This window comes from Rhizobium sp. Root1203 (assembly GCF_001424945.1).
GTDB lineage: Bacteria > Pseudomonadota > Alphaproteobacteria > Rhizobiales > Rhizobiaceae > Rhizobium.
Genome location: NZ_LMCW01000002.1, coordinates 144,384 through 168,786, shown reverse-complemented (window position 1 = coordinate 168,786; position 24,403 = coordinate 144,384). Strand labels below are relative to the sequence as shown.

Annotated in this window: 21 protein-coding genes; 6 read left to right on the top strand and 15 right to left on the bottom strand. The window is 61.4% G+C overall.

All coding sequences use genetic code 11. The features are described from left to right. Window positions 1-276: 276 nt before the first annotated feature. The gene (locus tag ASC97_RS04395) at window positions 277-459 is read left to right on the top strand and encodes a hypothetical protein (RefSeq protein WP_057467149.1); all 183 of its coding nucleotides are present in this window, start codon (window positions 277-279) and stop codon (window positions 457-459) included. Between the two features lie 195 nt (window positions 460-654). Here the strand turns inward: ASC97_RS04395 and ASC97_RS04390 are convergent, their stop codons facing one another. Continuing rightward, window positions 655-1,440 (bottom strand): SH3 domain-containing protein, encoded by a 786-nt coding sequence (locus ASC97_RS04390; RefSeq protein WP_057467148.1) that lies wholly within the window; start codon window positions 1,438-1,440, stop codon window positions 655-657. A gap of 468 nt (window positions 1,441-1,908) precedes the next feature. Then, the gene (locus ASC97_RS04385; RefSeq protein WP_057467167.1) at window positions 1,909-3,297 is read right to left on the bottom strand and encodes a M20/M25/M40 family metallo-hydrolase; all 1,389 of its coding nucleotides are present in this window, start codon (window positions 3,295-3,297) and stop codon (window positions 1,909-1,911) included. Window positions 3,298-3,492: 195 nt separating this feature from the next. On the opposite strand from ASC97_RS04385, the gene ASC97_RS04380 reads away from it, so the two are divergent. Further along, complete coding sequence (locus ASC97_RS04380; protein ID WP_057467147.1) at window positions 3,493-5,874, top strand: bifunctional diguanylate cyclase/phosphodiesterase; 2,382 nt, start codon at window positions 3,493-3,495, stop codon at window positions 5,872-5,874. A 6-nt stretch (window positions 5,875-5,880) separates the two neighbouring features. On the opposite strand, the gene ASC97_RS04375 is transcribed toward ASC97_RS04380, so the two are convergent. Next, window positions 5,881-6,297 (bottom strand): MarR family winged helix-turn-helix transcriptional regulator, encoded by a 417-nt coding sequence (locus ASC97_RS04375; protein ID WP_057467146.1) that lies wholly within the window; start codon window positions 6,295-6,297, stop codon window positions 5,881-5,883. Between the two features lie 416 nt (window positions 6,298-6,713). Between ASC97_RS04375 and polA the strand changes: the two genes are divergently transcribed. After that, a complete protein-coding gene (polA, locus tag ASC97_RS04370) occupies window positions 6,714-9,704 on the top strand; it encodes a DNA polymerase I (RefSeq protein ID WP_057467166.1) in 2,991 nt (996 codons plus the stop codon). Between the two features lie 172 nt (window positions 9,705-9,876). Continuing rightward, the gene (locus ASC97_RS04365; RefSeq protein ID WP_057467145.1) at window positions 9,877-12,282 is read left to right on the top strand and encodes a DNA translocase FtsK; all 2,406 of its coding nucleotides are present in this window, start codon (window positions 9,877-9,879) and stop codon (window positions 12,280-12,282) included. A gap of 155 nt (window positions 12,283-12,437) precedes the next feature. On the opposite strand, the gene ASC97_RS04360 is transcribed toward ASC97_RS04365, so the two are convergent. From ASC97_RS04360 to rsgA, 10 genes are all read right to left on the bottom strand, one after another. Continuing rightward, window positions 12,438-13,022 carry a hypothetical protein gene (locus tag ASC97_RS04360; RefSeq protein ID WP_244481393.1) on the bottom strand — a complete coding sequence of 195 codons (585 nt, stop codon included), beginning with the start codon at window positions 13,020-13,022 and terminating at the stop codon, window positions 12,438-12,440. Window positions 13,023-13,604: 582 nt separating this feature from the next. After that, complete coding sequence (locus ASC97_RS04355; protein WP_057467143.1) at window positions 13,605-14,123, bottom strand: GrpB family protein; 519 nt, start codon at window positions 14,121-14,123, stop codon at window positions 13,605-13,607. A 15-nt stretch (window positions 14,124-14,138) separates the two neighbouring features. Then, complete coding sequence (gene phnN, locus ASC97_RS04350) at window positions 14,139-14,738, bottom strand: phosphonate metabolism protein/1,5-bisphosphokinase (PRPP-forming) PhnN (protein WP_057467142.1); 600 nt, start codon at window positions 14,736-14,738, stop codon at window positions 14,139-14,141. Then, window positions 14,735-15,874 carry an alpha-D-ribose 1-methylphosphonate 5-triphosphate diphosphatase gene (locus tag ASC97_RS04345; RefSeq protein WP_057467141.1) on the bottom strand — a complete coding sequence of 380 codons (1,140 nt, stop codon included), beginning with the start codon at window positions 15,872-15,874 and terminating at the stop codon, window positions 14,735-14,737. The genes phnN and ASC97_RS04345 overlap by 4 nt, the downstream gene beginning before the upstream one ends. Before the next feature lie 13 nt (window positions 15,875-15,887). Then, window positions 15,888-16,583 carry a DUF1045 domain-containing protein gene (locus tag ASC97_RS04340; protein WP_057467165.1) on the bottom strand — a complete coding sequence of 232 codons (696 nt, stop codon included), beginning with the start codon at window positions 16,581-16,583 and terminating at the stop codon, window positions 15,888-15,890. Window positions 16,584-16,714: 131 nt separating this feature from the next. Beyond that, a complete protein-coding gene (gene phnE / locus ASC97_RS04335) occupies window positions 16,715-18,055 on the bottom strand; it encodes a phosphonate ABC transporter, permease protein PhnE (RefSeq protein ID WP_057467140.1) in 1,341 nt (446 codons plus the stop codon). An 8-nt stretch (window positions 18,056-18,063) separates the two neighbouring features. After that, window positions 18,064-19,035, bottom strand: coding sequence for a phosphonate ABC transporter, permease protein PhnE (phnE, locus tag ASC97_RS04330; RefSeq protein ID WP_057467139.1), 972 nt, complete (start codon window positions 19,033-19,035; stop codon window positions 18,064-18,066). A 70-nt stretch (window positions 19,036-19,105) separates the two neighbouring features. Next, complete coding sequence (gene phnD / locus ASC97_RS04325; RefSeq protein ID WP_057467138.1) at window positions 19,106-20,011, bottom strand: phosphonate ABC transporter substrate-binding protein; 906 nt, start codon at window positions 20,009-20,011, stop codon at window positions 19,106-19,108. Window positions 20,012-20,100: 89 nt separating this feature from the next. Further along, window positions 20,101-20,946 (bottom strand): phosphonate ABC transporter ATP-binding protein, encoded by an 846-nt coding sequence (gene phnC, locus ASC97_RS04320; protein WP_057467137.1) that lies wholly within the window; start codon window positions 20,944-20,946, stop codon window positions 20,101-20,103. Between the two features lie 290 nt (window positions 20,947-21,236). After that, window positions 21,237-22,322 (bottom strand): ribosome small subunit-dependent GTPase A, encoded by a 1,086-nt coding sequence (gene rsgA / locus ASC97_RS04315; protein ID WP_057467164.1) that lies wholly within the window; start codon window positions 22,320-22,322, stop codon window positions 21,237-21,239. A 130-nt stretch (window positions 22,323-22,452) separates the two neighbouring features. On the opposite strand from rsgA, the gene ASC97_RS04310 reads away from it, so the two are divergent. Then, window positions 22,453-22,716, top strand: a complete 264-nt coding sequence (locus tag ASC97_RS04310) for a hypothetical protein (protein WP_057467136.1) — start codon at window positions 22,453-22,455, stop codon at window positions 22,714-22,716. A 101-nt stretch (window positions 22,717-22,817) separates the two neighbouring features. Next, complete coding sequence (gene greA / locus ASC97_RS04305) at window positions 22,818-23,300, top strand: transcription elongation factor GreA (RefSeq protein WP_057467135.1); 483 nt, start codon at window positions 22,818-22,820, stop codon at window positions 23,298-23,300. Between the two features lie 16 nt (window positions 23,301-23,316). Here the strand turns inward: greA and ASC97_RS04300 are convergent, their stop codons facing one another. Both ASC97_RS04300 and ASC97_RS04295 read right to left on the bottom strand, forming a co-directional pair. Next, window positions 23,317-23,859 carry a ribonuclease H family protein gene (locus ASC97_RS04300; RefSeq protein ID WP_057467134.1) on the bottom strand — a complete coding sequence of 181 codons (543 nt, stop codon included), beginning with the start codon at window positions 23,857-23,859 and terminating at the stop codon, window positions 23,317-23,319. A gap of 39 nt (window positions 23,860-23,898) precedes the next feature. After that, on the bottom strand, window positions 23,899-24,300 hold the full coding sequence (locus ASC97_RS04295) for a hypothetical protein (RefSeq protein ID WP_057467133.1): 402 nt from the start codon (window positions 24,298-24,300) through the stop codon (window positions 23,899-23,901). Window positions 24,301-24,403: the final 103 nt, after the last annotated feature.

The window sequence follows — 24,403 nt, the reverse complement described above, 5'->3', positions numbered from 1 at the left end:
ACATCCGACGCGCGGTCATAAACATCCTCCTATCAGCGTCAGCCCCAGAACGATGTCCTCACTGCAGAATCCGCTTCAGATCGCCAAAATACATTCTGCCAAAGTAGTGCTAGAACCATTCAACGAGGCCCGGCAATTGTTCGGGCCTTTTCATCGTCGGCATCGAGCCGCGCTGTTTTAGCATGGCTGCCATTCGTTGCGGCCGTCACAAATCTGACATATAGCCAGCCGACTTGCGCCTAAGATTAGCGCAGCACGCGCAATATGTAGGCACACATGACCATCGATTCTGCAAATACCGGCGAGTTCAGGCCCCGCGAAATCTGGAGCGTGCAAGAGTTTGCGCGCCGTTATCGCCTGACCAAGATGGAAGAGAGCCGCCTCAAGATGCTGCACGGTCCGGTCGCCGAGTTGCGCGACCTGATGGCCGGCCGGGAAAAATCTGTTTCCGCCTGGTAAGCGGGAACCAATAGGCCGCGGATGAATTGTAGATGGAGCGAAGCATATCGAAGCTTCGTCATTGATCGGCCGTCTCCCCTCAAACGAGCCGATCGAAATTAGGCCCGGCGTCTCCCCCAGAGCGCCGGGCTTTTCTGTGTCATGATGGATAGAGCATCAAAAGAGAAGGGCGATCTCGCGACCGCCCCGTTTGTCTTATTGCCTGTTCTGATTGCAGGAGGGATCGCCGGGCTGGCATGCCGGCGGCCTGCGATGGTCGCTGCGACGACCTTGGTTCGCTCCGTCGTCCTGCTGCGACCGCTGATAATTTCCACGATCCCGATCGCGATCGCGCTGGTTCTCACCTTGATTGAACCTGTCCTGATCGCGATCGAGCCGCGGCGGACGATTGTCGGGCCGACGATCCGGGCCACGGTCAAAATCCGGATGCCGGTCCCGATTGTTGTCCGGCCGGCGGTCCGGGCCTCGCCCGAAGTCCGGCTCAGAACCGGGACCACGATCGAAACCGGGGCGTGGACGCCAGGGGCGGTCGAAATCCGGGTCACGATCGGGCCTGACGACGGCCGGAGGGTCATAAGCGGGATCGCGGCGCCAGCGATCGCGCTCGCGGTAGAAGTCGCGGTTGCGATAGTAGCGATCCCAATAGTTGCCGACGCTGAATACAACGGTCGGAATCCCCAGCGGGCGATAATATTCCGGTCCGACATAGACACGACGTTGTTGGTAGAGCGCCTGCACGTAGCGTCCGGCGACCCAGCCGCGCCCGCCGTAAAACTCCACGTCACACCATGGAACATCCGCAAGGCAGCCATGGATCTCAACCGATTCGCCCGCAGGAATGACGGTGACGGCCGGATATTGCGTGCTCGGCCCGGCCCGCATATTGACGTTGGCCGTCGCAAGGCCGTCCGCACCTTCAGCAATGGCCGGAGCCAGCAAAAATGCGGCTGCGGCTGCGATTTTCATCAGTCTGGTTTTCACGCTTTCACTCCTGCTGACGCGGCCAACCCGGGCCACGTCGAGACCTTCCGCACGGGTGTCCACCCGCCTGGAGACAAATGCGGCGCGGCTGCCGCCAAACCTTTGACGACAATCATTCACCTTTGTCTTTCAATGACTTGTATGGGCGGTTCGATGAACCCAGCTTGAACGGCGAAATTTGCCGCAAGCTCTTGAAAGCGGGCCCTGGCGTACCGATATACTGTCCATAGATTGCAGCTGGCGAAATGCTGTGCGCGCTTCGCGTCTGCCGATTTCGACAAGTAGATCCAGATAGACCGTTAACGATTCGTTAACCTTTTGGGATCAGTCTAGCTGCAGTATTCGCTTCCTCCTTGACCACGGATGTACTGGCATCGACGCGAAGCGAATGACGAAAGGCCGGTTTTATCCCGGCCTTTTTGTTTTGATGGCGCACCGGTGAAGACCGGCGCGCTTTTTTGTCTCGTCTCAAGCTGCCAGTGCGTCCAGGATGCGGATCCAGGACCGGATACCCTTATGGTAGGACGTGAGCTCGTATTTCTCGTTGGGCGAGTGGATACGGTCGTCGCTGAGGCCGAATCCGACCAGCAGCGATTCCATCCCGAGCATCTTCTGGAAGTCTCCGACGATCGGGATGGAGCCACCCATACCGATGACGACCGCGGGCTTCGGCCATTCGTCGGAAAGCGCGGTCTTGGCCTTTGTCAACACCGGTGAATCGTAGGAGAGATGGATGGCCGGCGAGGCGCCATGCGGATGAAACTCCACCGAGCAATCGGCCGGGATCTTCGACCGGATGTACGCGCGGAAGCTCTCGCGAACGGCATCGGGGTCCTGCGTGCCAACCAGACGAAACGAGACCTTGGCCGATGCCTTGGCCGCGATCACCGTCTTGAAGCCTTCACCGGTGTAGCCTCCCCAGATGCCGTTGACCTCCGCGGTGGGGCGCGCCCAGGTGAGTTCCAGAACGGATCGTCCCTTCTCACCCGAAGGGATCGAAAGGCCAACCTCACCCAGAAAGTTCTCGGCGGTCTTGCCGAGCGTCTCCCATGACGCCTTGACGTTGGAGGGGGTTTCTTCGACCCCTTCGTAGAAGCCGTCCAGTGTGATGCGACCGGTTTCGTCATGCAGGCCGGCGAGTGCGGCCGTCAGGACATGGATCGGATTTGCGGCAGCGCCGCCGAACAGGCCGGAATGGAGGTCGCGATCGGCAGCCGTGATGACCACCTCTTCACCGACCAGACCGCGAAGCGCAGCGGCAATCGCAGGGGTATCGCGATCCCACATGCTGGTATCGCAAACGAGTGCGTAGTCGGCCTTCAGTTCTTCCGCATTGGCCTCCAGGAACGGCTTCAGCGATGGCGAACCGGATTCCTCCTCACCTTCGAAGAGAATGGTGATGCGGCAGGGAAGCACGCCGTTCACTTCCTTGTATGCGCGGCAGGCCTCGAGAAAGGTCATGAGCTGCCCTTTGTCGTCGGCCGTCCCGCGGCCGGTGAGCACCTTGCGGCCATCGCCGAGATCCTTGATCGACGGCTCGAACGGGTCGTTTTCCCACAGCTCGATCGGATCGACCGGCTGAACGTCGTAGTGTCCGTAAAAAAGCGCGTGGGGGCTATCGGCGGCCGCCCCTTCATGGTGCGCGACCACCATGGGGTGGCCGGGCGTGTCGCGCACCGACGCTTCGAATCCCAGCGTCTTAAGGTAGGCCACGAGCCATTCGGCCGACTTGCGGCACTCGGCCTTGTAGGCGGGATCGGTCGAAATCGACTTGATTCGCAGAAGCTCGAACAGCTTGTCGAGGCTCGATGGCAAATTCTGGTCCGCGCGCTCAAGTACCGGGGCTATGTCAGTCATGTCCGACTCCTTTCGAAATTCGGCCGGACGATAGACCAAAGATTCATCGCTTTCGAGGTCAAAAACGCGACGGGGGCGCAATAGCCGAAGGAGCCGCGCTTGATACTGGAGGGGGAAGTTTGAGCCGCAAACTGCAATTTACAGTTATTTAGCCACCGCTTGATAAGCTTTATATGTTTGTTGATGAGGTGACCAATGTTCTCTGTAATCAGCTGCATTCGTGACCACCACGACTGGCGCCTGGTTGTTGCTGCGGTCGTCGTTTGCCTGACCGGCAATCTCACAGCCATGCTGCTTCTGTTCCGCGCCCAGCAGTGCGATCGGGCACAGCGGCGGAATTGGATCGTCGCCTCGGCTTTCGCCTGCGGCGTAGGAATCTGGGCGACACACTTCATTGCGATGCTGGCCTACGATGGCGACTTCACGATTACCTATGGGGTGGGCATGACCGCGCTCTCGGTCGTGCTCGCCATAGGCATGTCACTCGTTGCAATCATTGTCGCATCCGAGACGACGAGCCGCTACGCCTTCGTCTCCGGCGGCGTGCTGATGGCGATCGGAATTGGGGCGATGCATCTGACGGGCATGGATGCGATCGAGGCGCCGGTCGACATCGTTTATGATCCCTACGCAACGCTGACAGCACTTCTTATCGGCGCCCTGCTCGCGAGCACGGCCTTTTTTCTGTTTCAAAGGCTTAAAGGCGCGCGCCGGCTCCTGCTGTCGGCGTCGGCGATGGTACTGGCGATATCCGCCATGCACTTCATATCCATGAGCGCCATCAGGCTTATCCCGCAATCCGACATGGCCGCCACGGCAGCCATACTTGAAACCAAGACGCTGGCCTCGCTGGTCATGGGTGTCTCGACCGCACTTATCCTTGCCGCTCTCGGCGCCGTGTTCCTCGCCAGCCACCTGACCGACCTGCGGGGCCTGGCAAACGCCTCCATGGAAGGGCTACTCATCCTCCGTGAAGGCTTGATCGTCGACGCCAACGAACGATTTCAGGAGATGTCAGGCTGGCCACTGGCCGAATTGCGTGGAAAGCAGCCCGACGCAATTCTGGTTCATCTGGACAGCGCGCCAACGACGGCCAATCAGGAAACGCTGTTGACGACAAAGGCCGCGCTGGAGGTGCCGGTCGAGGTCATGATCCGACGAATGATCTACCGCGGCCGCACTTGCGAAATCCTGGCGGTACGCGACCTGACGGAGCGCAAGCGCGCCCAGCAAATGATCGAGCATCTCGCACAACACGATGTGCTGACGGGGCTGCCGAACCGATCGCTGTTCGACACGCGCATGCGCCAGGCCATCCAGGTCGCCCAGCGCAAACGCACACAGGTCGCCGTTTTCTATCTCGACCTCGATCGGTTCAAAGCGGTCAACGATATCTTCGGTCATGCCGAAGGCGATCGTATTCTCTGCAAGATCGCCACAATCCTGCAGCGCGCGACGGAGGACAGCACAACAATCGCACGACTTGGCGGCGACGAATTCGCAATTATCCAGACTGGCCAGCAGCAACCCGACGGAGCGCGCAGACTGGCCGACCTGGTCCTGGGCGGCGTGGCTGCAGAGATGGATGTCGTCCGCGATCCGACCGCCGTCGGGGTCAGCATGGGCATTGCCATCTACCCCGCCGACGGCGCGACCGCGGAACAATTGTGCTGCAATGCCGACACGGCGCTTTACCGTGCCAAGCATGCCGGTCGGGGAAAGGCCTGCTTCTTCGACGCGGAGATGGATGCATGCGTCAGGGCGCGACGCGAGATCGAAAACGAGCTTCGGCACGCCATCAACCGCAAGCAACTCTACGTTCACTACCAGCCGATTCTCGAGAGCAATACCGGCGCGATCGGCGGTTACGAAGCCCTCATGCGATGGAACCGGCCCGGGCACGGCACCAGCGAACCGGAGGTCTTCATCACCATCGCCGAAGAAAGCGGAGTGATCGTTCAGCTCGGCGAATGGGTGCTGCGCCAAGCCTGCATCGAAGCCGCGCGTTGGCCGCAGCCGCTGTCGATTGCCGTCAACGTTTCTCCGGTGCAGTTCATGCTTGCGAACTTCTACGACAGGGTGGCGGGTATCCTGCAGGAAACCGGACTCGCGCCGGAAAGGCTGGAACTCGAGATTACCGAGGCAGCCTTCGTGCGGGACAGAAAAGCCACCGTTTCTACGCTGATGCGGCTCCACGAACTCGGCATTCGCATCGTGATGGACGACTTCGGGACTGGCTTCTCTTCGCTATCGAACCTGCGCGCGCTTCCCTTCGACAAGATCAAGGTCGACCGGAGCTTCACCGGCATCCTCGAGCACGACGCGTCGGCGCGCTCCATCGTTCGGGCAATCATCGGGCTCGGTCGCAGCCTCGGCATCCGGGTGGTGACGGAGGGCGTCGAAACCGAACTGCAGCGCCAGATCGTCATCAACGACGGATGCGAGCAAATCCAGGGCCTCCTTCTTGGCAAGCCCGACATCGAGCCCAGCGTCAAGATGGCGGCACGGGCCAACTTTCTCGCGCAGACCGACGAGCCGATCCGCAGCCACGCGCGGCCGGCATCGGCAGCGACGTAGGCCGCATCAGAGCTTCTTGGCATTGACGAGAAGACGGCGAATGTACTCGAGAGTCAGCTCGCGCTCGAAGGCCTTGAACCCCTCGAACAGAGCGAGATCGGCCTCGCGTGCCGCTTCTATCGCATCGCCCTGCATGCCCTTCGCTTTGCCTGTGAGAAAAACCAGCTGGGCACGCTTGTCGGATGGGTGTGGGCGACGATCGATGAGACCGTCGCGCTCCATGCGCGCTAGCGTATTGGCCATCGTCGCCTGCTCGATGTCGACGCGAGCCAGCAATTGCTTCTGAGTCAGCCCGTCCTCGGCCCAGAGCTCGAGGAGAATCGGGAATTGTCCCGGTGAGAAACCAAGCCTTGCCGCGCGCTGTTGCAACGAGCGAGCAAAGCCCTTGGCCAGTTGGCTGGCAAGATAGGCTCCCGAGTCCATTCGATCAGATCCCATTTTTCTCAATTAGGCGCAAAACGCCGCCGCGAGCAATGCAACAAATCGTATGCGATGCATCAAACAATGTTCATCGTCATTCATACAGCTAGAGATAGAGCAGAAAAACAAAGCCGCCATAGCCTGGAGGTTGGCTATGGCGGCTTGAAAATGGGGACAAAGGCCCGGAGAGGGGATTAGGCCTTTGTCCAAGTCTAACGCGGCGGGGGACGAGCCGGCTATCAGACCCTCGACGCGATCAATGATCAGCGTCGGTAGTCATCATTTGTGATCGCGAATGTGGCTTTTCAAGGGAGATTTAATATTTGACTATTACATTTTAGTAACAGTTTGGTGAGGCGCAATCTTTTCGCCTGGAACTTTATATGGACCTTGGAATGGCGCCGCGCTATCCATGCGCCATGAAAAAAGGCGATCATCTTTTCCTTGTCGACGGCTCCGGCTTCATCTTTCGAGCCTTCCACGCACTTCCACCCCTGACGCGCAAATCCGACGGCTTGCCGGTCGGCGCCGTCTCCGGGTTCTGCAACATGCTTTGGAAGCTGCTGACGGACGCTCGCGATACGTCCGTCGGCGTGACGCCGACGCATCTCGCGGTCATCTTCGACTACTCCTCGAAGACATTCCGCAAGGATCTGTACGATGCCTACAAGGCGAATCGCTCAGCCCCGCCCGAAGAGCTCATTCCGCAGTTCGGCTTGATCCGCCACGCGACGCGCGCCTTCAATCTGCCCTGCATCGAGACCGAGGGCTTCGAAGCCGACGACATCATCGCCACCTACGCCCGCCAGGCCGAAGCGCTGGGCGCCGATGTCACGATCGTGTCGTCCGACAAGGACCTGATGCAGCTGGTGAGCGCGAATGTCCACATGTACGACAGCATGAAGGACAAGCAGATCGGCATCCCCGACGTCATCGAAAAATGGGGTGTGACGCCGGAAAAAATGATCGACCTGCAGGCGATGACCGGCGACTCGGTGGACAACGTGCCCGGAATTCCGGGCATCGGCCCGAAGACCGCCGCACAGCTGCTTGCCGAGTACGGCGACCTCGATACGCTGCTTGAACGCGCGACCGAGATCAAGCAGGAGAAGCGCCGCCAGACGATCATCGAGAATGCCGACAAGGCGCGCCTGTCGCGCGAACTCGTCCGGCTGCGCACCGACGTGCCGCTCGATCTCGCCGTCGAAGATCTTGTCCTCGAGCCGCAGAACGGGCCGAAGCTGATCGGCTTCCTGAAGGCGATGCAATTCACCAGCCTGACGCGCCGCGTTGCGGAAGCCTGCGAATGCGACGCAGGTGCCATCGACGCCGTCGACGTTCCCGTCGAATGGGGCGCCAGCGCGCACGGACCCGATCTCGACGTGGTAGAGCCCGCGCCCGTTGCCGGCGGCATTCCCGATATCGAAGGGGCGTCCGTCCCGGTACCGTCAAAGCCGAATGGCGTCGAAGGAACGTTCCTCCCGGGCGATCTTGTCAAGACGCGTGCCGAGGCGTTCGCCACCCTGCCCTTCGACCATTCGCGCTATGTGACGATTCGCGATGTTGCGACTCTCGATGCTTGGATCGCGGCGGCCCGCGACACGGGGATCGTCGCCTTCGATACAGAGACCACCTCGCTCGACGCCATGCAGGCGGAACTCGTTGGCATCTCGTTTGCCGTTGCGGAGAACGGCCGGAACCCGACCGGCACAACCATCCGCGCGGCTTACATTCCGCTTGCCCACAAGACGGGCATCGGCGATCTGCTGGGTGGCGGCATGGCCGAAAACCAGATTCCGATGCGAGACGCCCTCCCCCGGTTGAAGGCGCTGCTGGAGGACGAATCCGTCCTGAAGATCGCGCAGAACCTGAAATACGACTACCTGCTGATGAAGCGCTACGGCGTCGAGACGAAGAACTTCGACGATACGATGCTGATTTCCTATGTGCTCGACGCCGGTACGGGCGCGCACGGCATGGATCCGCTGTCGGAGAAATTCCTCGGCCACAAGCCGATCGCGTACAAGGACGTCGCCGGCAGCGGCAAGTCGAACGTTACGTTCGATCTGGTCGACATCGACCGTGCTACGCATTACGCGGCGGAGGATGCGGAGATCACGCTCCGTCTGTGGATGGTGCTGAAGCCGCGCCTGGCTGCCGAAAAGTTGACCACGATCTACGAGCGCCTGGAACGGCCGCTCCTGCCTGTACTGGCGCACATGGAGGCGCGCGGCATTACCGTCGACCGCCAGATCCTGTCGCGCCTCTCGGGCGAGCTGGCGCAGGGTGCGGCAGCGCTGGAGGACGAGATCTACAAGCTGGCCGGCGAACGCTTCACGATCGGCTCGCCGAAGCAGCTGGGCGACATCCTGTTCGGCAAGATGGGACTGACCGGCGGCAGCAAGACCAAGACCGGCCAGTGGTCAACCTCGGCAAGCGTGCTGGAAGACCTTGCCGCGGCCGGCTACGAGTTGCCGCGCAAGATCGTCGACTGGCGCCAGCTGACGAAGCTGAAGTCGACCTATACGGACGCATTGCCCGGCTACATCCACCCGCAGACGAAGCGCGTGCACACGTCCTACTCGCTGGCGTCGACGACGACGGGGCGGCTTTCCTCTTCGGAACCGAACCTGCAGAACATTCCCGTGCGCACGGCGGAAGGCCGCAAGATCCGCACGGCCTTCATTTCCACGCCCGGCCACAAGCTGATCTCCGCAGACTACAGCCAGATCGAGCTGCGCGTGCTCGCCCATGTTGCCGAGATTCCGCAATTGACGCAGGCCTTTGCCGAGGGCATCGACATCCATGCGATGACGGCCTCGGAGATGTTCGGCGTACCGGTCGAGGGCATGCCCTCCGAAGTCAGGCGCCGCGCCAAGGCGATCAACTTCGGCATCATCTACGGCATCTCCGCCTTCGGCCTTGCCAACCAGCTGTCGATCGAGCGCTCGGAGGCCGGCGACTACATCAAGCGGTATTTCGAGCGCTTCCCGGGCATTCGCGACTACATGGACAGCCGCAAGCAGATGGCGCGCGACAAGGGCTACGTGGAGACGATCTTCGGACGGCGAATCAACTATCCGGAGATCCGCTCCTCCAACCCTTCGGTCCGCGCCTTCAACGAACGCGCCGCCATCAACGCGCCGATCCAGGGCTCGGCCGCGGACGTCATCCGTCGGGCCATGATCAAGATGGAGCCGGCACTTGCGGAAGCGGGGCTCGGCGATCGCGTTCGCATGCTGTTGCAGGTGCACGACGAATTGATCTTCGAGGTCGAAGACGACGACGTCGAGAAGGCCATGCCGATCATCGTTTCCGTCATGGAAAACGCCACGATGCCGTCATTGGAGATGCGCGTGCCGCTGAAGGTTGACGCCCGTTCGGCGATGAACTGGGACGAAGCGCACTGAGCGCTTCGTCGAAAATTCACTAAAATTTTCCGTATCATTCAAACCTTTGAATAAACTGTATTTTTGCCTTTCCACTGATGCCGATGCGGCACGCATGGAAGGAACTTATTAACCTTCATTTCCTAAGCCGGAAGCGGGTAATAGTTGCTAATCATGAGTGAGTAGCTGTCGTATGCGCTTTCCTAGAACCAATCTGACGGATGCCGGGGATCTTCCCACCGAGGTCGACGGTGAACAGCTGCAGGAGCATGCAGGCGAAAAGCCGATCCCGCCGATCTGGCAGAACAATTTTTCGCTGGCGCCCAACGTTCGATTCACCCGTACGCCCGAGAGCCAGATCAACCCCCGCAAGGTGCTGAGCGAACCGGTCCAGCAGCGGGTGATGGAGCCCGAGCAGGTGGTCGCGCCGCAACCGATCCCCGTGCCGCAGCAGGGCCATGCGTCACCGCAGGCCTATGCGCCACGGCAGGCTTTTGTGCAGCCGCGGACGCCGGTCGTCGTCAACGTACCGTTCGACGTCTACCAGCCCGAGCCCGCTGCACTTCAGCCGGGAGCCGCTGCCGCTGCCTTTACGGCGCCTGAAGAGACCGAGGAAACACATTTCCGCGCCTCGTCGCAGCTCGCGTCGATCTCGGATTTCGCGTTCTGGGAAGTGATGTCCTTCGAGGAAACCGAGGAAGCCTCGGCGATCGAGTTGCCGCAGGCTGTGCTGCCGCGGGCCGAGGCGAGCCCCGAATCGATCATCAGCCGCTTCCGCATCATGGAATGGCGCCCGGGCAAGCAGCCGGTCGTCGCCATGCCGGTTGTCGTCGCTCCACCCGCCGCCGTTGCGCCGCCTCCGGCGGCAGCGCCTGCCGCAATCGAAGTTGCCGCCGCCGTACGGAAACCAAGCCGGCCGCCGCTGGTAACGGTACCCGCACCGCAACCGGTTGCCGTAGAGCCCAAGGCACAGCCGATCGCCCCGATGCCCGTTCGCGCGCAGCCTGTCGTCGCGCCGCTGGCGCCGGCCCCGCGCATGGTGACACAGCGAATCGTGCCTTCCAAGGTCGACGCCTCGGGTTACGAGTTCCCGTCCAACTCGCTGCTTCAGGAACCGCCGGAGCGTATCGGCGAGATCATGTCGCAGGAAGCGCTGGAACAAAATGCCGGGCTTCTCGAAAGCGTGCTCGAGGATTTCGGCATCAAGGGCGAGATTATCCACGTCCGTCCCGGCCCTGTCGTCACCCTCTATGAGTTCGAGCCGGCACCCGGCGTCAAGTCCTCGCGAGTCATTGGCCTTGCCGACGATATCGCCCGCTCGATGTCGGCGCTGTCCGCCCGTGTTGCCGTCGTCCCCGGCCGCAACGTCATCGGCATCGAACTGCCGAATGTGCTGCGGGAAACCGTCTATTTCCGCGAGATGATCGAGAGCCAGGATTTCGAGAAGAGCGGCTACAAGCTGGCGCTCGGCCTCGGCAAGACGATCGGAGGCGAACCCGTCATCGCCGAGCTCGCGAAGATGCCGCACCTGCTGGTCGCCGGTACTACCGGCTCGGGTAAATCCGTCGCTATCAATACCATGATCCTGTCGCTGCTCTACCGGATGTCGCCGGAACAGTGCCGCCTGATCATGGTCGATCCGAAGATGCTGGAACTCTCCGTCTACGACGGCATTCCGCACCTCTTGACCCCCGTCGTCACCGATCCCAAGAAGGCCGTGATGGCGCTGAAGTGGGCGGTGCGCGAAATGGAAGAGCGCTATCGCAAGATGTCGCGCCTCGGCGTGCGAAACATCGACGGCTATAACGGCCGCGTCGCCCAGGCCCGCGAAAAGGGCGAGACCATCCACATCATGGTCCAGACCGGCTTCGACAGAAGCACGGGTGCGCCTGTCGAGGAGAGCCAGGAGCTCGACCTGACGCCGATGCCCTATATCGTCGTCATCGTGGATGAGATGGCCGACCTGATGATGGTGGCCGGCAAGGAGATCGAAGGTGCGATCCAGCGTCTGGCGCAGATGGCGCGCGCCGCCGGCATCCACCTGATCATGGCGACGCAGCGCCCCTCGGTCGACGTCATCACCGGCACGATCAAGGCGAACTTCCCGACCCGCATTTCCTTCCAGGTCACGTCGAAGATCGACAGCCGGACCATCCTCGGCGAACAGGGCGCCGAACAACTGCTCGGCCAGGGCGACATGCTGCACATGCAGGGAGGCGGGCGCATCTCCCGCGTCCACGGGCCGTTCGTCTCGGACGCCGAAGTCGAGAAGGTGGTCGCGCATCTGAAGACGCAGGGACGGCCGGAGTATCTCGACACCGTCACGGCGGATGAAGAGGACGACGTCGACGACGAGGACAGCGCCGTCTTCGACAAGGGAGACATGGCCGCTGAGGACGGCAACGACCTCTACGACAAGGCGGTCAAGGTGGTCCTGCGCGACAAGAAGTGCTCTACCTCCTACATCCAGCGCCGCCTCGGCATCGGTTACAACCGCGCCGCCTCTCTCGTGGAGCGGATGGAGAAGGAAGGTCTCGTCGGCCCCGCCAACCATGTCGGAAAGCGCGAAATCGTGTCCGGGCGTGGCGAGGGCGATTGATCTGGCGGGTGTCAGGCACGACACAAACCAATCGGTCACTGCTCCCCGTCGGGGAGAAGTGACCGATTATGCTCCGCGACCGCTTCACGCCGACGAAGTGGCCTATGGAAGTCGCGCATCGGCCTTGCCTCAACTGAGAGGCAAGTCGACCAGCATCACCGTGCGTCCTGGCAGGCTCTCAGCGCCTTGAAGGCGGCATCCGTGCCAGTCAGCTTTATAACGACGGGCTTACCTCCTTGGGGCGTGATTGTCACTGCCTTCTTCTTGGCGAGGTCGTAGATGAAATCAGCGTTGTTTACCCATACGAACGCTCCCCTGTAGCCGTCCATCGCCTGGCCCTTGGCTTCACCTTTGAACTGCTGGCCGTCGACATCAAAAAGAACGGAAAGTTTTTCGCCCGCGGCGACTTTGGTGTCAGCCTTCGTATAGAGCGCCATGTAGCCGCGCAGCTTGCCGGTTGCATCGATGCCCATCTGGATCTGTGTGCCGTCTGCATTTGCTTTGGTGATCAGACATCCGGGCCCCATGTCATTCTTGATCATAATATCCCAGCCGGCTTCCGAGCCGTATTTCGCCTGTGCCATGGCTTCAGGCGCAGCCAGCGCTGAACAAAGCATTGCCATTCCGACTACAATTTCACGTCTCATAGCTATCTCCTTCTTGTTTACAGGGAAATGCCAAGCCAAGCGCGGACGATATCTTATATTGCAGCGTTCCATCAGCAAAAACTGCTTCGACATGAGCCCGCTGGCGGGACAAAAACATGCAACTACGGCTTTATAATGGAAGAAATGCTATTCGCTTCCTGGGAATCTCTATCGAACAATCACAATTCTGCTGGACGTAGTCTACGGATCCTCAACCCGCCGGGCTTAGAACCCCTCAAACTACTTGTAGGGCGGCGTTGACCGCTGCCTCAAGGGATGTCGGCCCGACAGCACCTAGCGCCGCGCCGGAGAGATCTCCGCGACGGCATGGCTCAACTGGGAATGGGCAGGCGTGCTGTTGATGGGTATGGGATGTCAGGCTGTACCGCCTGCCCGGTCGCATCAAGGATTTCCGGAGATTCCCGGCCGTCAGGAGCGTTTCTCGGCCTTTCCCTTCCGGCTGGATCGCCGATCCCGACAACCTTCGATCCACCTTTTTGCAACCATCACCGGACGCCGGACTTTCGTCCCGTTTTGTCAGATCCGGTTCGCGACCCGGCCCCTGTCCAATGACCGCAACAGTATGCGATCGACCTTGCCACCGGGGATGCGAGGGGACGAGGTTTGCGGGCAAGGTATTGGGAAGATTGCGAACTCTTTTCGCGCGCAAGAAAATTATCCCCGCGATGCGACAATCTCGGCGGCCGCTAGCGCCACCGTTTCGTGAATAAAATCACTCTTGCCGCCAGTGTAAAAATCCCAATCCCCATTGGCATCAGCGGCGAGGTGCCGCTTCAGGGACTGGTACTCGGCCGCCCTTCGCGGATGGCTTCTCAGATAATCGCGGAACAGAAGACGGTCGCGGTGGGCCGGATTACCGGGAGCGCAGAGGTAGAGGCGCAGACCATAACCGTCGTGATCGCGGGTGAAGGGCCAGCGCCCTTCACCCTGTGGATCGCCATGCGAGATGTAGCCAACGGAGTGGAGCAACGTGCTGAGTTCGGCCAGCGCGGTTTCGGCCATGAGAACGGCGTCGAGATCGATCTTCGGCTTTGCTGCCAGCCCGGGGACGGCAGTGCTGCCGATATGCTCAACCGCGAGGATGCAATCGGACAGCGACAGGAGTTCGTCTTTCGCGGCTTCGAAAAGCTGCGGCCAGTGCGGGTCGTAGTCCATCACCCTGATCGGCCGCATGGCATCGCCTCCCGGTCAGACAAGCTCGTTCAGGAAGCCGTTCAGCACCTCGACGATCCGGCGCTCGCCTTCTTCCAGCGAATCGCTGTTGTCGAGGTCGACAACGTCATAGTCGCCGCGCACGGTCAGCGGACCGCGGGCGAGGCGGGCCATGATGTCCTCGTGGGTTTCGCGGCCTCTGGCTTCCAGACGTGTCGCAAGCACTTCGGCGCGCGCGGTGACGTTGACGACCTTGAGGCGCGGAAAGACCGCCTGGAAGCGGTGGAGTGCCGAACGCGAGCCATTGGCGATAACGAGATTGCCTGCGGCCAGCGACACCGACACCTCCGATGGAATGCCATACTTCAGACCGTGTGCTTCCCACCAGACGGAGAAGCTTCCGGCCTGTTCCATCGAGGCGAAGCCCTGTGGGGAAACAGCGAGATGATGCTCGCCGCCGGCGTCGCCATGGCGGGTGATGACGCGGCGGACGAAGTGCACGTCCGGGCGGCCCTGGAAATGCCGGGCGGCGAGCGCCATGAGCGTGTCCTTGCCGGCGCCGCTCGGCCCGACGACGACGACCATGAGGCCGCGTTCGGTGCCGGGAACGATATGAGGTTCGTGCGAAGGGATCATGCGACACGGCGCCCTTCGCGCCAGACGGAGCGCGTGACCGGTACGCCGTGATCGCGATAGACGCGAACGAGGTCGGCGCGCAGGCCCGTCGCGATGCGGCCGCGGTCATTGAGGCTGACGGTGCGGGCGGGCGTCGAGGTGACCATGGCGATCGCCTTCGGCAGCGACATGCCCTCGACTTCGTCGGCGAGGATGAACGGCGCATAGAGCAGGCTGAGCGGTACATAGTCCGACGACAGCACGTCGAGCACACCGCGCTCGGCAAGATCGCGGGCGGCTATGTTGCCGGAATGCGACTTGCCGCGCACGACGTTCGGCGCGCCCATCAGAACACTCATGCCATGCCCGTGCGAAGCCTTGGCCGCATCGAAGCTCGTTGGGAATTCCGCGAGGCGAACGCCGTTCTCGATCGCCTCGTCGACATGGGCGAGCGTCGCATCGTCGTGGCTCGCGACGGTGATGCCGCGCTCGGCGCAGACCTTGGCGATGGCAATGCGGTGCGGGGTGGAGTTGCGCTCGGATTCGCCGACGCGCTTTTCGATGAAGCGGGCGAACTCGGCGTCGGAGAGGCCGCGCTTCTTCTGATAGTAGAAGATGTACTGGTCCATGGTCTGGAACTGGCGCTGGCCCGGCGCGTGGTCCATCAGCGAGACCAGACGGACATAGGGATCGTTTTCGAAGTCGCCGAAATGCTCCAGCACGTTGTCGGCCGACACTTCGCAACGCAGGTGAATCAGGTGCTCGGCGCGCAGGCGGCCTTCCTGCTCGGCTTTCTGGATGGCATCGGCCATCTCGCGCATCTCTCCATGCTCGAAGCCGCCGTCTTCGTCCGCACCCATGCGCAGGCAGTCGAATACGGTGGTGATCCCCGAGGTGACGATCTGTGCGTCGTGCGCCTGGATCGCCGCCGTCTTGTGCCAACGGAGACCGGGACGGGGCGAATAGTGGCCTTCCAGGTGATCGGTGTGCAACTCGACCAGACCTGGAATCAGATAATCGCCCTCGAAATCCTCGCCGACCGCGGTGCTGCCGGTCGAGATGTCGGCGATCTTGCCATCACGGACGAGCACCGATCCCGCGACAATTTCATCCTCGAGGACGATACGGGCGTTGGAGAAGACTGTTTCTGTGGTCATCGGATCAGGTCTTTCAGCGTTTGGCGTCGGCAAGCGGCCACCAGGAATGAACTTTGAACGGCGCGCCCCGCACCTCTTCAACAAATACCGCCAGGCCGGAGATGGAGAGCGGTCGGTTCGTGAAGGCGGAAAAGCGTTCCGCCAGGATGGTCTTCATCACGCCCGCGCGCTCCTCCGGCACCTGGCCGGTCAGCGTCATATGGAAGCCGAAGTCATCCATCACATATGGGTAGCCCCAACGCAACAGGTTGGCCCTCTGGCTTCCGCTCAGCTTCTCCGGCTTCCGCCGCGCGATGTCGGCGTCGGACAGGGCGGCGCGGAACGGCTCGAAGGACTTTACCACCTTGGCGGCGAAATCCTGAAGCGGCGGATGGAGCGACCCCGGCACGAGCGCGAAGAACCGGCCCAGCTGCCCCAGCACGAGCTCCGGAATTTCGAAGGCCGCCGTGCGGGCCGCGAAATCCTCGACGACATTGAGCAGGTCTTTCTCGGTGACCGAGGCGGCAAGAGCAAATGGCGCCTTGATCGTTGCGTGGAAGGCATACCGGCGGGGATCGGCGGTCAGCTCGAACTGCTCGGCCGCCGGCAGTTCGCGATGATCGGGAGCCGGATAAGTCTCACCAGTGAAGGCATCGCGGCCGAGCCAGAGCGCGGCCGTTCCGTTCAAAGGATCGTCCTTCGGCGGCGTGAAGTAAAGTGCGTAGCGCAAGGCAATATCCTGGAAATCGTTCGGAATGCGGATGGCAGTCTTCAGTGATTTGACTGCCTGCCGCAAGCTGGTTTCCGGCTAAAAGATTTCCGTGACAGAATGATGATGGTTCGAGACGATCCCGATGTTTTTCAGTTCGCCTTCGTTCCCATCAGCCGGTGACGCAGCGCATTCGACGCCATGTCGAACAGGAAGACGACCATCAGAATCAAGAGCACCATGTAGGCGACGTTTTCCCAGTTGGCGTTCGTCCGCATCGCTTCCCAGAGTTTGAGGCCGATGCCGCCGGCGCCAACTGCGCCGATGATGGTCGCGCCGCGGACGTTCGATTCCCACTGGTAGAGTGTCTGGCTGACGAACACGGGAACGATCTGCGGGATGATGCCGTAGCGATGGGTGAGCACCGTCGACGCGCCGGTGGACTTGATGCCCTCGCGCGGCTTGTTGTCGACGTTTTCCAGTCCTTCCGAATAGAGCTTGCCGAGCGTTCCTGTCTCCGTAAGGAAGATCGCGCCGCTGCCGGCAAGCGGACCCGGACCGAAGGCGCGCGTCAGGAACAGCGCCCAGATCAGCATGTCGACGGAGCGCAGGAAATCGAAGAAGCGCTTCAGGACCTGGTTCACGAGCCGGTTGCGCGTGATGTTGCGGGCGGCGAAGAAGGCCAGCGGGAATGCCGCGAGCGCGCCGAGCAGCGTGCCGAGGAAGGCCATGACGATCGTCTGGAACAGCTTTGTCCAGACATCGCCGTGCTGCCAGGCACTGTTGTTCCAGACGTTGTCGAAGGCGAGCGACAGGTTCGATTGGCCGGGGTTCAGTTCCGGACCGGAGACGATCAGGCTGATCACCTCGCCTGCCGGCTTGTCGAAGAACGGCGACTGGGTATCGAAGACGAAATTCGCCCAGCCGAGGAAACGCTTGCGCACCTTGACGCGATCGACCGAGATGCTGACGTCGCCGGCAAAGCCGAGGTCGGCGAGCACGTTGTCGTCATAGACGGTCATCCAGCCCGGGACCGGGCCTATGACCTTCGGCACCCCGCTCGATACCTCCACCGGTACGCTGATGCCGTGGGCGGTGACCGTCGTTTCCGTCTTGGAGACGGTGACCGTGCGGCCCGCGCCGCGGATCGAAACGCTGACGCTGCCGTCCGGATTATTGACGACCCAGTCCGGATGCGGATTGTCGCCGAGCGGCGAGAAGCGCGGATACTTGACCGAGATGCCGCTTTCGCCGATGCGGAACTCCGGCTGCACATCGTAGCTCACCCACTGGCTGAGATAGAGGCCGACGCGCTCCCAATGGGCTTCGGCAAGGAGCTTCGGCAGGTCGAAGAACCATGTCGCGTAGAGCGCATAGACGAGCGTCGCGATCACCACCATCAGGCCGCCGAAGCGCTGGCGGAAAGAGCGTTTGAAATATTCGGGATAGCGCGCTTCGATCTCGTGCATCCGGTTGGCGTCGATCACCGTCATGGCGGACCTCAATGCTGCAAAAGGAAGGCATGCTCACCGACGAGGCGGCGGCGCAGCCACGCGGAGAACTGGTCGACCGCAACGATGGTGATGAAGAGCAGGAGCACCAGCGCCACCGTCTTGGCACCGAAGCCGCGCGAGATGGAGAGCTTCAGCTCCTCGCCGATACCGCCGCCGCCGACTGCGCCGATGATGGTGGAGGCGCGGACGTTGATCTCGAGGCGCAGCAGTGCATAGGACACGAAGTTCGGCATGACCTGCGGCATGGCCGCGAAACGCACGCGCTCCGACCAGCTGGCGCCGACCGCCTTCATGCCCTCGTCGGGCTTCATGTCGATGTTCTCGACGACCTCGTAGAACAGTTTGCCGAGCGCGCCGATCGTGTGCAGGCTGACCGCGATGATCGCTGCGACCGGGCCGATCGACAGGATCGCCGAAAACAGGCCGGCGATGACGATCTCGGGGAAGGCGCGCAGGAATTCGGTGAGGCGCTTGGCGACGATGCGCAGCGGATTGGATGGCGCAAGGTTGCGGGCGACCAGGAAACTCAGCGGAACGGCGAAGACGAAGCCGATGATGGTCGAGACGAGCGCAACATTGATCGTGATGATCATCAGCTCGAAGTACTCTGGAATATAGAAGCCGCCCCAGACGGGTACCCGGCCCTCCGCGAAATTGAACTCTTCGCCGGTCCGGTGCGTCGGGGTATCGATGTCGAACAAGGCGCGCCAGACGTCGTTCCAGTCCTTGGGAATGAGCCAGCTCAGAAAGTCGAAGAGGTGCGGCAGGCGATCGAAAAAGTGACCGGCATTGCTTTCGTCGGCAAAGCGGACCGACGCGACGAAGGCGGCAAGCAGGATTGCAAGGCCGAGGCCGGTATAGAGGCGGCGGCGGGCCACCATCCTGCTCCAGGCATCGCCGATTTCGCTGGCGCTCTGCTGCGTGACCGGCGCGTGGGCGTTGGGATCGGCAAAAGTCATGAACGGTGTCCGCTTTCTTCGCAGGAAAAAGGGCGGCCGTCGTCGGCCGCCCTCCAACTATCGGGCTCGATCAGCCGCCGATGGCAGCCTTACGCGCTTCGATGATGGCGTTGTAGAAATCCGGCTGAACCTTGGTGTAGCCGTGATAGTCGCCGCCTTCGATGGCCGCGAAGCACTTGGCGTCCTTCTCCGGAAGCTTCATGAAGAAGTCCGAGAGCTTCGCCTGCCAGTCGGCGCCGATTTCGTTGCGAACGACGAGCGGGCCGTTCGGGATCAGCGGCGAGCGCCAGACTTCGACGAGCTTGTTCGGATCGATCGTGCCCTTGTCGACGCCCTTGCGGAAGGTGCCGGAGGTGTAGCCGTCCTTGAAATCGCCGATGCCCGAGCTATCGTCGACCGCGATGTCGACCTTGCCGTCATAGGCGGCGAGGAGGTTGTTCTCATGGCCGCCGTTGAACTGCGTGGACGCGAAATACTGGTCATTCGGCATGCCCGTGTCCTTCGGGATCTGAGTCAGCGGAATGAGGTAGCCCGACGTGGAATCCGGATCGGCGTAGCCGAGCTTCTTGCCCTTGGCATCCTTGATGTTCTTGATGCCGGAGGACTTGAGAGCCAGACCGATCGAGTGATAACCGGTCGAACCGTCCTTCTGGACCGTCGTCAGGATCGGCGTGACAGCCTTCTCATCCTTGATCGCGATCGCCGCATAGCCGGAAGCGCCGAGTTCTGCGAAATCGAGCGTGCCGCCGAGGAGACCCTGGATGACGCCGTCATAGTCGGCGGCCGGGAAGAGCGATACCTTCTCGAAGCCGAATTCCTGCTTGAGGTGATCGGCAAGGCAGGCGTAATTGCGCAGGCGATCGGTTTCGTTTTCGCCACCGAGGATGCCGATACGGAATTCCTTGAGGTCTGCGGCATGCGAGACGCCGGCCAGCGCAAACAGCGCCGTCGCGGCAAAAAGTGCTTTCTTCAACATGGTTCTCTCCTGATTGACCGGTGTCCCCGGCGATCTCTGTTACGAAGAACTTCGCCCATAACGCGGGCTTGCGATCGAGGCCGCCGCTCTCAGAGCCCGGCCAGCGCCAGCGGTTGCAGGCCGGCGGATTTTTGCGCGGCCGCAGCCGCGGGAATGTTGATCGAGGTCGAGGTCATCGTCTCGTCGATACCGGCGCCGTCTTTGTCGGTGCCATAGATCTGCTTGACAGCATCCGCCGTCAGCTCGGAGGGCTTGCCGTCGAAGACCACGCGCCCAGCGGCCATGCCGACGATGCGTTCGCAATAGTTGCGCGCCGTATCGAGCGTATGCAGGTTGGTGACGACGGTGATGCCTTCGCGCTCGTTGATGTCGCGCAGGGCGTCCATGACGATCTTGGCATTCAGCGGATCGAGCGAGGCGATCGGCTCGTCGGCGAGCAGCATCTTCGGGTTCTGCATCAAAGCGCGGGCGATTGCGACGCGCTGCTGCTGTCCGCCGGAAAGCGTGCCGGCCATCTGCAGCGCGGTCTGCTCGATGCCCAGGCGTTCGAGCGCCGCAATGGCATGAATGCGCTCCTCGCGGCTAAAGACGCCAAGAAGGCTCATCGTGGTGGAACGGTGGTTCAGGCGACCGAGCATGACGTTGGTCAGGACGTCCAGGCGCGGCACGAGATTGAATTGCTGGAAGATCATGGCGCAATCGCGCTGCCAGTTGCGCAATGCCTGCCCGCGCAGTGCGGACACCTCGACACCGGCGAAGTGGATAGAGCCGGCGCTCGGCTCCTGCAGACGGTTGATCATGCGCAGAAGCGTCGACTTGCCGGCGCCGGATCGGCCGATGATGCCGACCATCTGGCCCTGAGGAATGTCAAGCGTCACAGCATCGACGGCTGTCTTCTTTCCGAAACGGCGGGTGACATTCTTCAGCTCGAACATCATGCTCTTCCTCATATTCCAAACGCGATATGAGGGAGTGCATTAGTCCGGCTTCGTGAACGGCGAATGTCAGTTTTGTGTAACGACTGTCACAATCGGGCTTTGCCGCCTGCATTTGTGACAGCTCATTTAGCCGGCCACGGACGCCGCGATAGCCTTGGCGCGCAAGGGACAACAAGCGTCCCGTGAGATTCATTTTATTGTTTCAAAGGTATGCCCGGCCGGCGCAAAAGCATCTCCGGGTGCCGATTCGTCTCGGCCTGCCGGTTGCTGTTGAGGCCCCTCGCCTGTCAGCGCTTCTTCTGAACGATCTTATTCCCGCGCGGTCCGGTTAGCTGCGGTGTGTTCTTGCGGTTTTCCGCGAGCAGGGTTCGCCAGCGCGCCAGGCGTTCGGCAGGCAATGTGCCGGCATCAACGGCGGCCTGCACGGCGCAGCCGGGCTCGTGGTCATGGGTGCAATCGCGAAAGCGGCAGAGCGGTGCGAGTTCGGTGATCTCGGAGAACACAAGGTCGATGCCCTCGGCCACATCGCTCACATGCAGCGTGCGCATTCCGGGGGTGTCGATGATCCAGCCGCCGCCCGCCATGGCATGCAGGGAGCGCGCAGTGGTGGTGTGGCGTCCCTTTGCATCGCGCTCGCGAATGCCGCCGGTTTCCTGCGAGCTCTCGCCCGACAATCCGGCCAGCGTGTTGACGAGCGTCGACTTGCCGACTCCGGACGAGCCGATCAGTGCGATGGTCTGCCCGAACTGGCACCACGGCTCGAGTGCATCCGCCGCATCCTGCGTCTTGGCGTTCAGCACGATGACCGGCAGATCACGCTGCAGCGCCTTTGCCTGCTGCTCGTAGGTCTCCGCATCGGGGGCCGTGTCCGCCTTGGTGAGCACGATCACCGGTGTCGTCCCGGCCTGATTGGCGAGCGCGATGTAGCGCTCCAGGCGGGCTACGTTGAAATCGGCATTGCAGGAGGTGACGATCAGCAGGGTATCGACATTGGCGGCGCCGAGCTGCTGGTTATGCCTGCCCTCGGTTCGACGCTGCAGCAACGTTCTGCGTTCCAGCCGGCGAACGAGCGAATGATCCTGCGGGTTGGCCAACACCCAGTCGCCGACGGCAAAGTCGCCGGTATTGACCTGATGCGAGATGCCGAGCCTGATCAGGCCGCTCAACGAGGCGACGCTGAGACGGCTGCGATGAACCTCGGCAATGCGTCGCGGTACGAGCCCAAGCTCGGCTGGCTCCACCTGATCGGAAAAAAACTCGGACCATCCCAGCGATTCAAGGAATGCCGCTTCGGCGTCTGCGGTCAAGGTTTCACCGAAGCGTGCGGCGTTTCGTTCACTGTTGTCATCTCCGTCGTGGAATTGCCCGGGCATCGGCAGCAGAAGCATGTCGGGCTTGCCTGCTACCGGTTCGCGGCGGACAATGACATTATCTGCGGGTTAGCGGAACCTTGGAATTTAAGATATTGGGATTGCGACTCGTCTCAAACACCGGAATGCCGACATGCAAATCTTGAACAGACCACTGAGCGACGCTCCCTACAAGGACCGCGATATCGGTTGCCAGGAAGCACTTGAAGGCGCCTTCGGCGAAATCGCGCGGAGCGTGCCGCCAAGCCAGATCGTGGATGCTGCGGGCGGCAAGCTTTCGCCTGTCATATCGGCCCTTGCAAAGCGCGCCGAAGCGGTCGGCTGGACACTCGAGGAAGCGGAGGTCGCGATCAGCGAACTGGCGCAAAACATTCTGGACGAGTCTGCGGCAGACTAAGCGGGCCAAGATTGGCGGTTCGCCACTCTTTGTCGTATATTAAGGCTCCAAGAATTGCCGGGGGCCCCTCAAGAGGCGCCGCGCCTAAACGGAGTTCGAGATTGAGCGTTGCCTTCACCAAGGAAGAGAGTTCCGAAACGGCGTCGGAAACCCTGCTGCCTGACCGCACGATTTCGCCCCACCCGAACCTTGTTACGGAAGCGGGACTGAAGGCTCTGGAGCTGCAGCTCCAAGACGCGCGCGATGCCTATGCTGCTGCCAGCGCCATCGAGGACGTAAACGAACGACGGCGGCAGGCGGCTAACCCCTTGCGCGACACACGCTATTTCGCTGCAAGAGTTCGCACGGCCCAGCTTGTCCCCGCTCCCGCTTCGATCGACACCGTCGCCTTCGGGAGCACGGTAACCTTCAGCCGGGACGACGGGCGCGTGCAGACCTATCGTATCGTGGGGGAGGACGAAGCCGATCCCAAGGCAGGATCGATTTCCTTCGTATCGCCGGTGGCAAGGTATCTGATGGGCAAATCCGTCGGGGACGTCGTTGAAGCCGGCGGTCGAGAGATCGAGATCGTTGCCATCGCGTAGCGCCCGTTTTCTGCGTTCACATGCGTTTGCCATTTCGGATCGACAAGCGTCCGGTGTCGGCGAGTTGATCGGCGCGTTCGTTGCCGAGAATGCCGGAATGGCCCTTGCACCAGGAAATGGTCAGCAAGTGATTGTGGGACAACTCAAGGTCGATGGCTCTCCAAAGTTCCGGATTGGCAATCGTCCGGCTCCGCACTTTCGCGTTGGGCCCTATTTTTCTCCAGCCGTTGTTCTTCCAGATATGCCGCCAGCTGTTGCAGCCTTTGACGGCATAGATGGAATCGGACCAGATGACAGCAGGTTGACCCATGGCATTGCTGCCGATCCACATTGCGGCGTTGAGCACAGCCATCAATTCCATCGAATTGTTTGCGGTGTCCTGGACGCCGCCGAAGTCGGCCGCGATTTCCACGACGTCGCGGTAGGCAACAAATGCCCACCCCCCTTCCCCGGAGACGGGTTCGTGGCAACCGTCGGCGAAGACGTGAAGGCCATGCCGGGTTTCCGGCAGTCCGACTGTATGTGCGGGGGAATGGAGAGTGCTGGTCTTATCGATCATTTCGCCGCGCCGGCGGTACGGAGACTCGGGCGTCTGGAGCTATTCGGCAGCGGCGAGAAACAACTGGTTTCGAGAGGACGCGGCCAGAGCGTGCACCCTGGCTTCCGCCTTGGCGATCAACTGATAGAATTCGTCCTGTGCTTCGACATCCAGCTGAATGACCGCATTGACGTCGTCCGGCGTATCGCAAACGCAGGCGACCGCCGATATGGGACAGACGCCGCCAGGATAGCGCTTGCCCGCACCGGTATAGGCGCGGCGGCCCCAACGTTCGGAATAGACAGTCTCCTCGCGGTCGATCTGCAAGATCGATCCCTTGCATGCGGTCACGATGCCAGCCTTGCCGTAAGCGAACCAATGATAGTTCAGCTTCCGCAGAATATATTTGCCAGTGATGTCTTCGCCAGCCAGTTCGGCAGGGTCTTCAATCATTCTGATCATGACGGCTTCCTCAAGATGAGTTTAATATCCATCATGTCCGTTTCCGCGACAAGTCGAAAAACGCAGCTTTTGTAACGACTTAGTCACAAAGTGTTTCCGATTC

What these genes read in the sequence shown, in the direction of transcription:
- ASC97_RS04385 (WP_057467167.1), bottom strand. Translation starts at nt 3,297, where the DNA reads ATGACTGACATAGCCCCGGTACTTGAGCGCGCGGACCAGAATTTGCCA.
- ASC97_RS04310 (WP_057467136.1), top strand. Translation starts at nt 22,453, where the DNA reads ATGCAAATCTTGAACAGACCACTGAGCGACGCTCCCTACAAGGACCGC.
- phnE (WP_057467139.1), bottom strand. Translation starts at nt 19,035, where the DNA reads ATGACTTTTGCCGATCCCAACGCCCACGCGCCGGTCACGCAGCAGAGC.
- ASC97_RS04395 (WP_057467149.1), top strand. Translation starts at nt 277, where the DNA reads ATGACCATCGATTCTGCAAATACCGGCGAGTTCAGGCCCCGCGAAATC.
- ASC97_RS04300 (WP_057467134.1), bottom strand. Translation starts at nt 23,859, where the DNA reads ATGATCGATAAGACCAGCACTCTCCATTCCCCCGCACATACAGTCGGA.
- rsgA (WP_057467164.1), bottom strand. Translation starts at nt 22,322, where the DNA reads ATGCCCGGGCAATTCCACGACGGAGATGACAACAGTGAACGAAACGCC.
- ASC97_RS04355 (WP_057467143.1), bottom strand. Translation starts at nt 14,123, where the DNA reads ATGCGGCCGATCAGGGTGATGGACTACGACCCGCACTGGCCGCAGCTT.
- ASC97_RS04375 (WP_057467146.1), bottom strand. Translation starts at nt 6,297, where the DNA reads ATGGACTCGGGAGCCTATCTTGCCAGCCAACTGGCCAAGGGCTTTGCT.
- polA (WP_057467166.1), top strand. Translation starts at nt 6,714, where the DNA reads ATGAAAAAAGGCGATCATCTTTTCCTTGTCGACGGCTCCGGCTTCATC.
- ASC97_RS04360 (WP_244481393.1), bottom strand. Translation starts at nt 13,022, where the DNA reads ATGTCGAAGCAGTTTTTGCTGATGGAACGCTGCAATATAAGATATCGT.
- ASC97_RS04295 (WP_057467133.1), bottom strand. Translation starts at nt 24,300, where the DNA reads ATGATCAGAATGATTGAAGACCCTGCCGAACTGGCTGGCGAAGACATC.
- ASC97_RS04380 (WP_057467147.1), top strand. Translation starts at nt 3,493, where the DNA reads ATGTTCTCTGTAATCAGCTGCATTCGTGACCACCACGACTGGCGCCTG.
- phnE (WP_057467140.1), bottom strand. Translation starts at nt 18,055, where the DNA reads ATGACGGTGATCGACGCCAACCGGATGCACGAGATCGAAGCGCGCTAT.
- ASC97_RS04365 (WP_057467145.1), top strand. Translation starts at nt 9,877, where the DNA reads ATGCGCTTTCCTAGAACCAATCTGACGGATGCCGGGGATCTTCCCACC.
- phnC (WP_057467137.1), bottom strand. Translation starts at nt 20,946, where the DNA reads ATGTTCGAGCTGAAGAATGTCACCCGCCGTTTCGGAAAGAAGACAGCC.
- phnD (WP_057467138.1), bottom strand. Translation starts at nt 20,011, where the DNA reads ATGTTGAAGAAAGCACTTTTTGCCGCGACGGCGCTGTTTGCGCTGGCC.
- ASC97_RS04345 (WP_057467141.1), bottom strand. Translation starts at nt 15,874, where the DNA reads ATGACCACAGAAACAGTCTTCTCCAACGCCCGTATCGTCCTCGAGGAT.
- phnN (WP_057467142.1), bottom strand. Translation starts at nt 14,738, where the DNA reads ATGATCCCTTCGCACGAACCTCATATCGTTCCCGGCACCGAACGCGGC.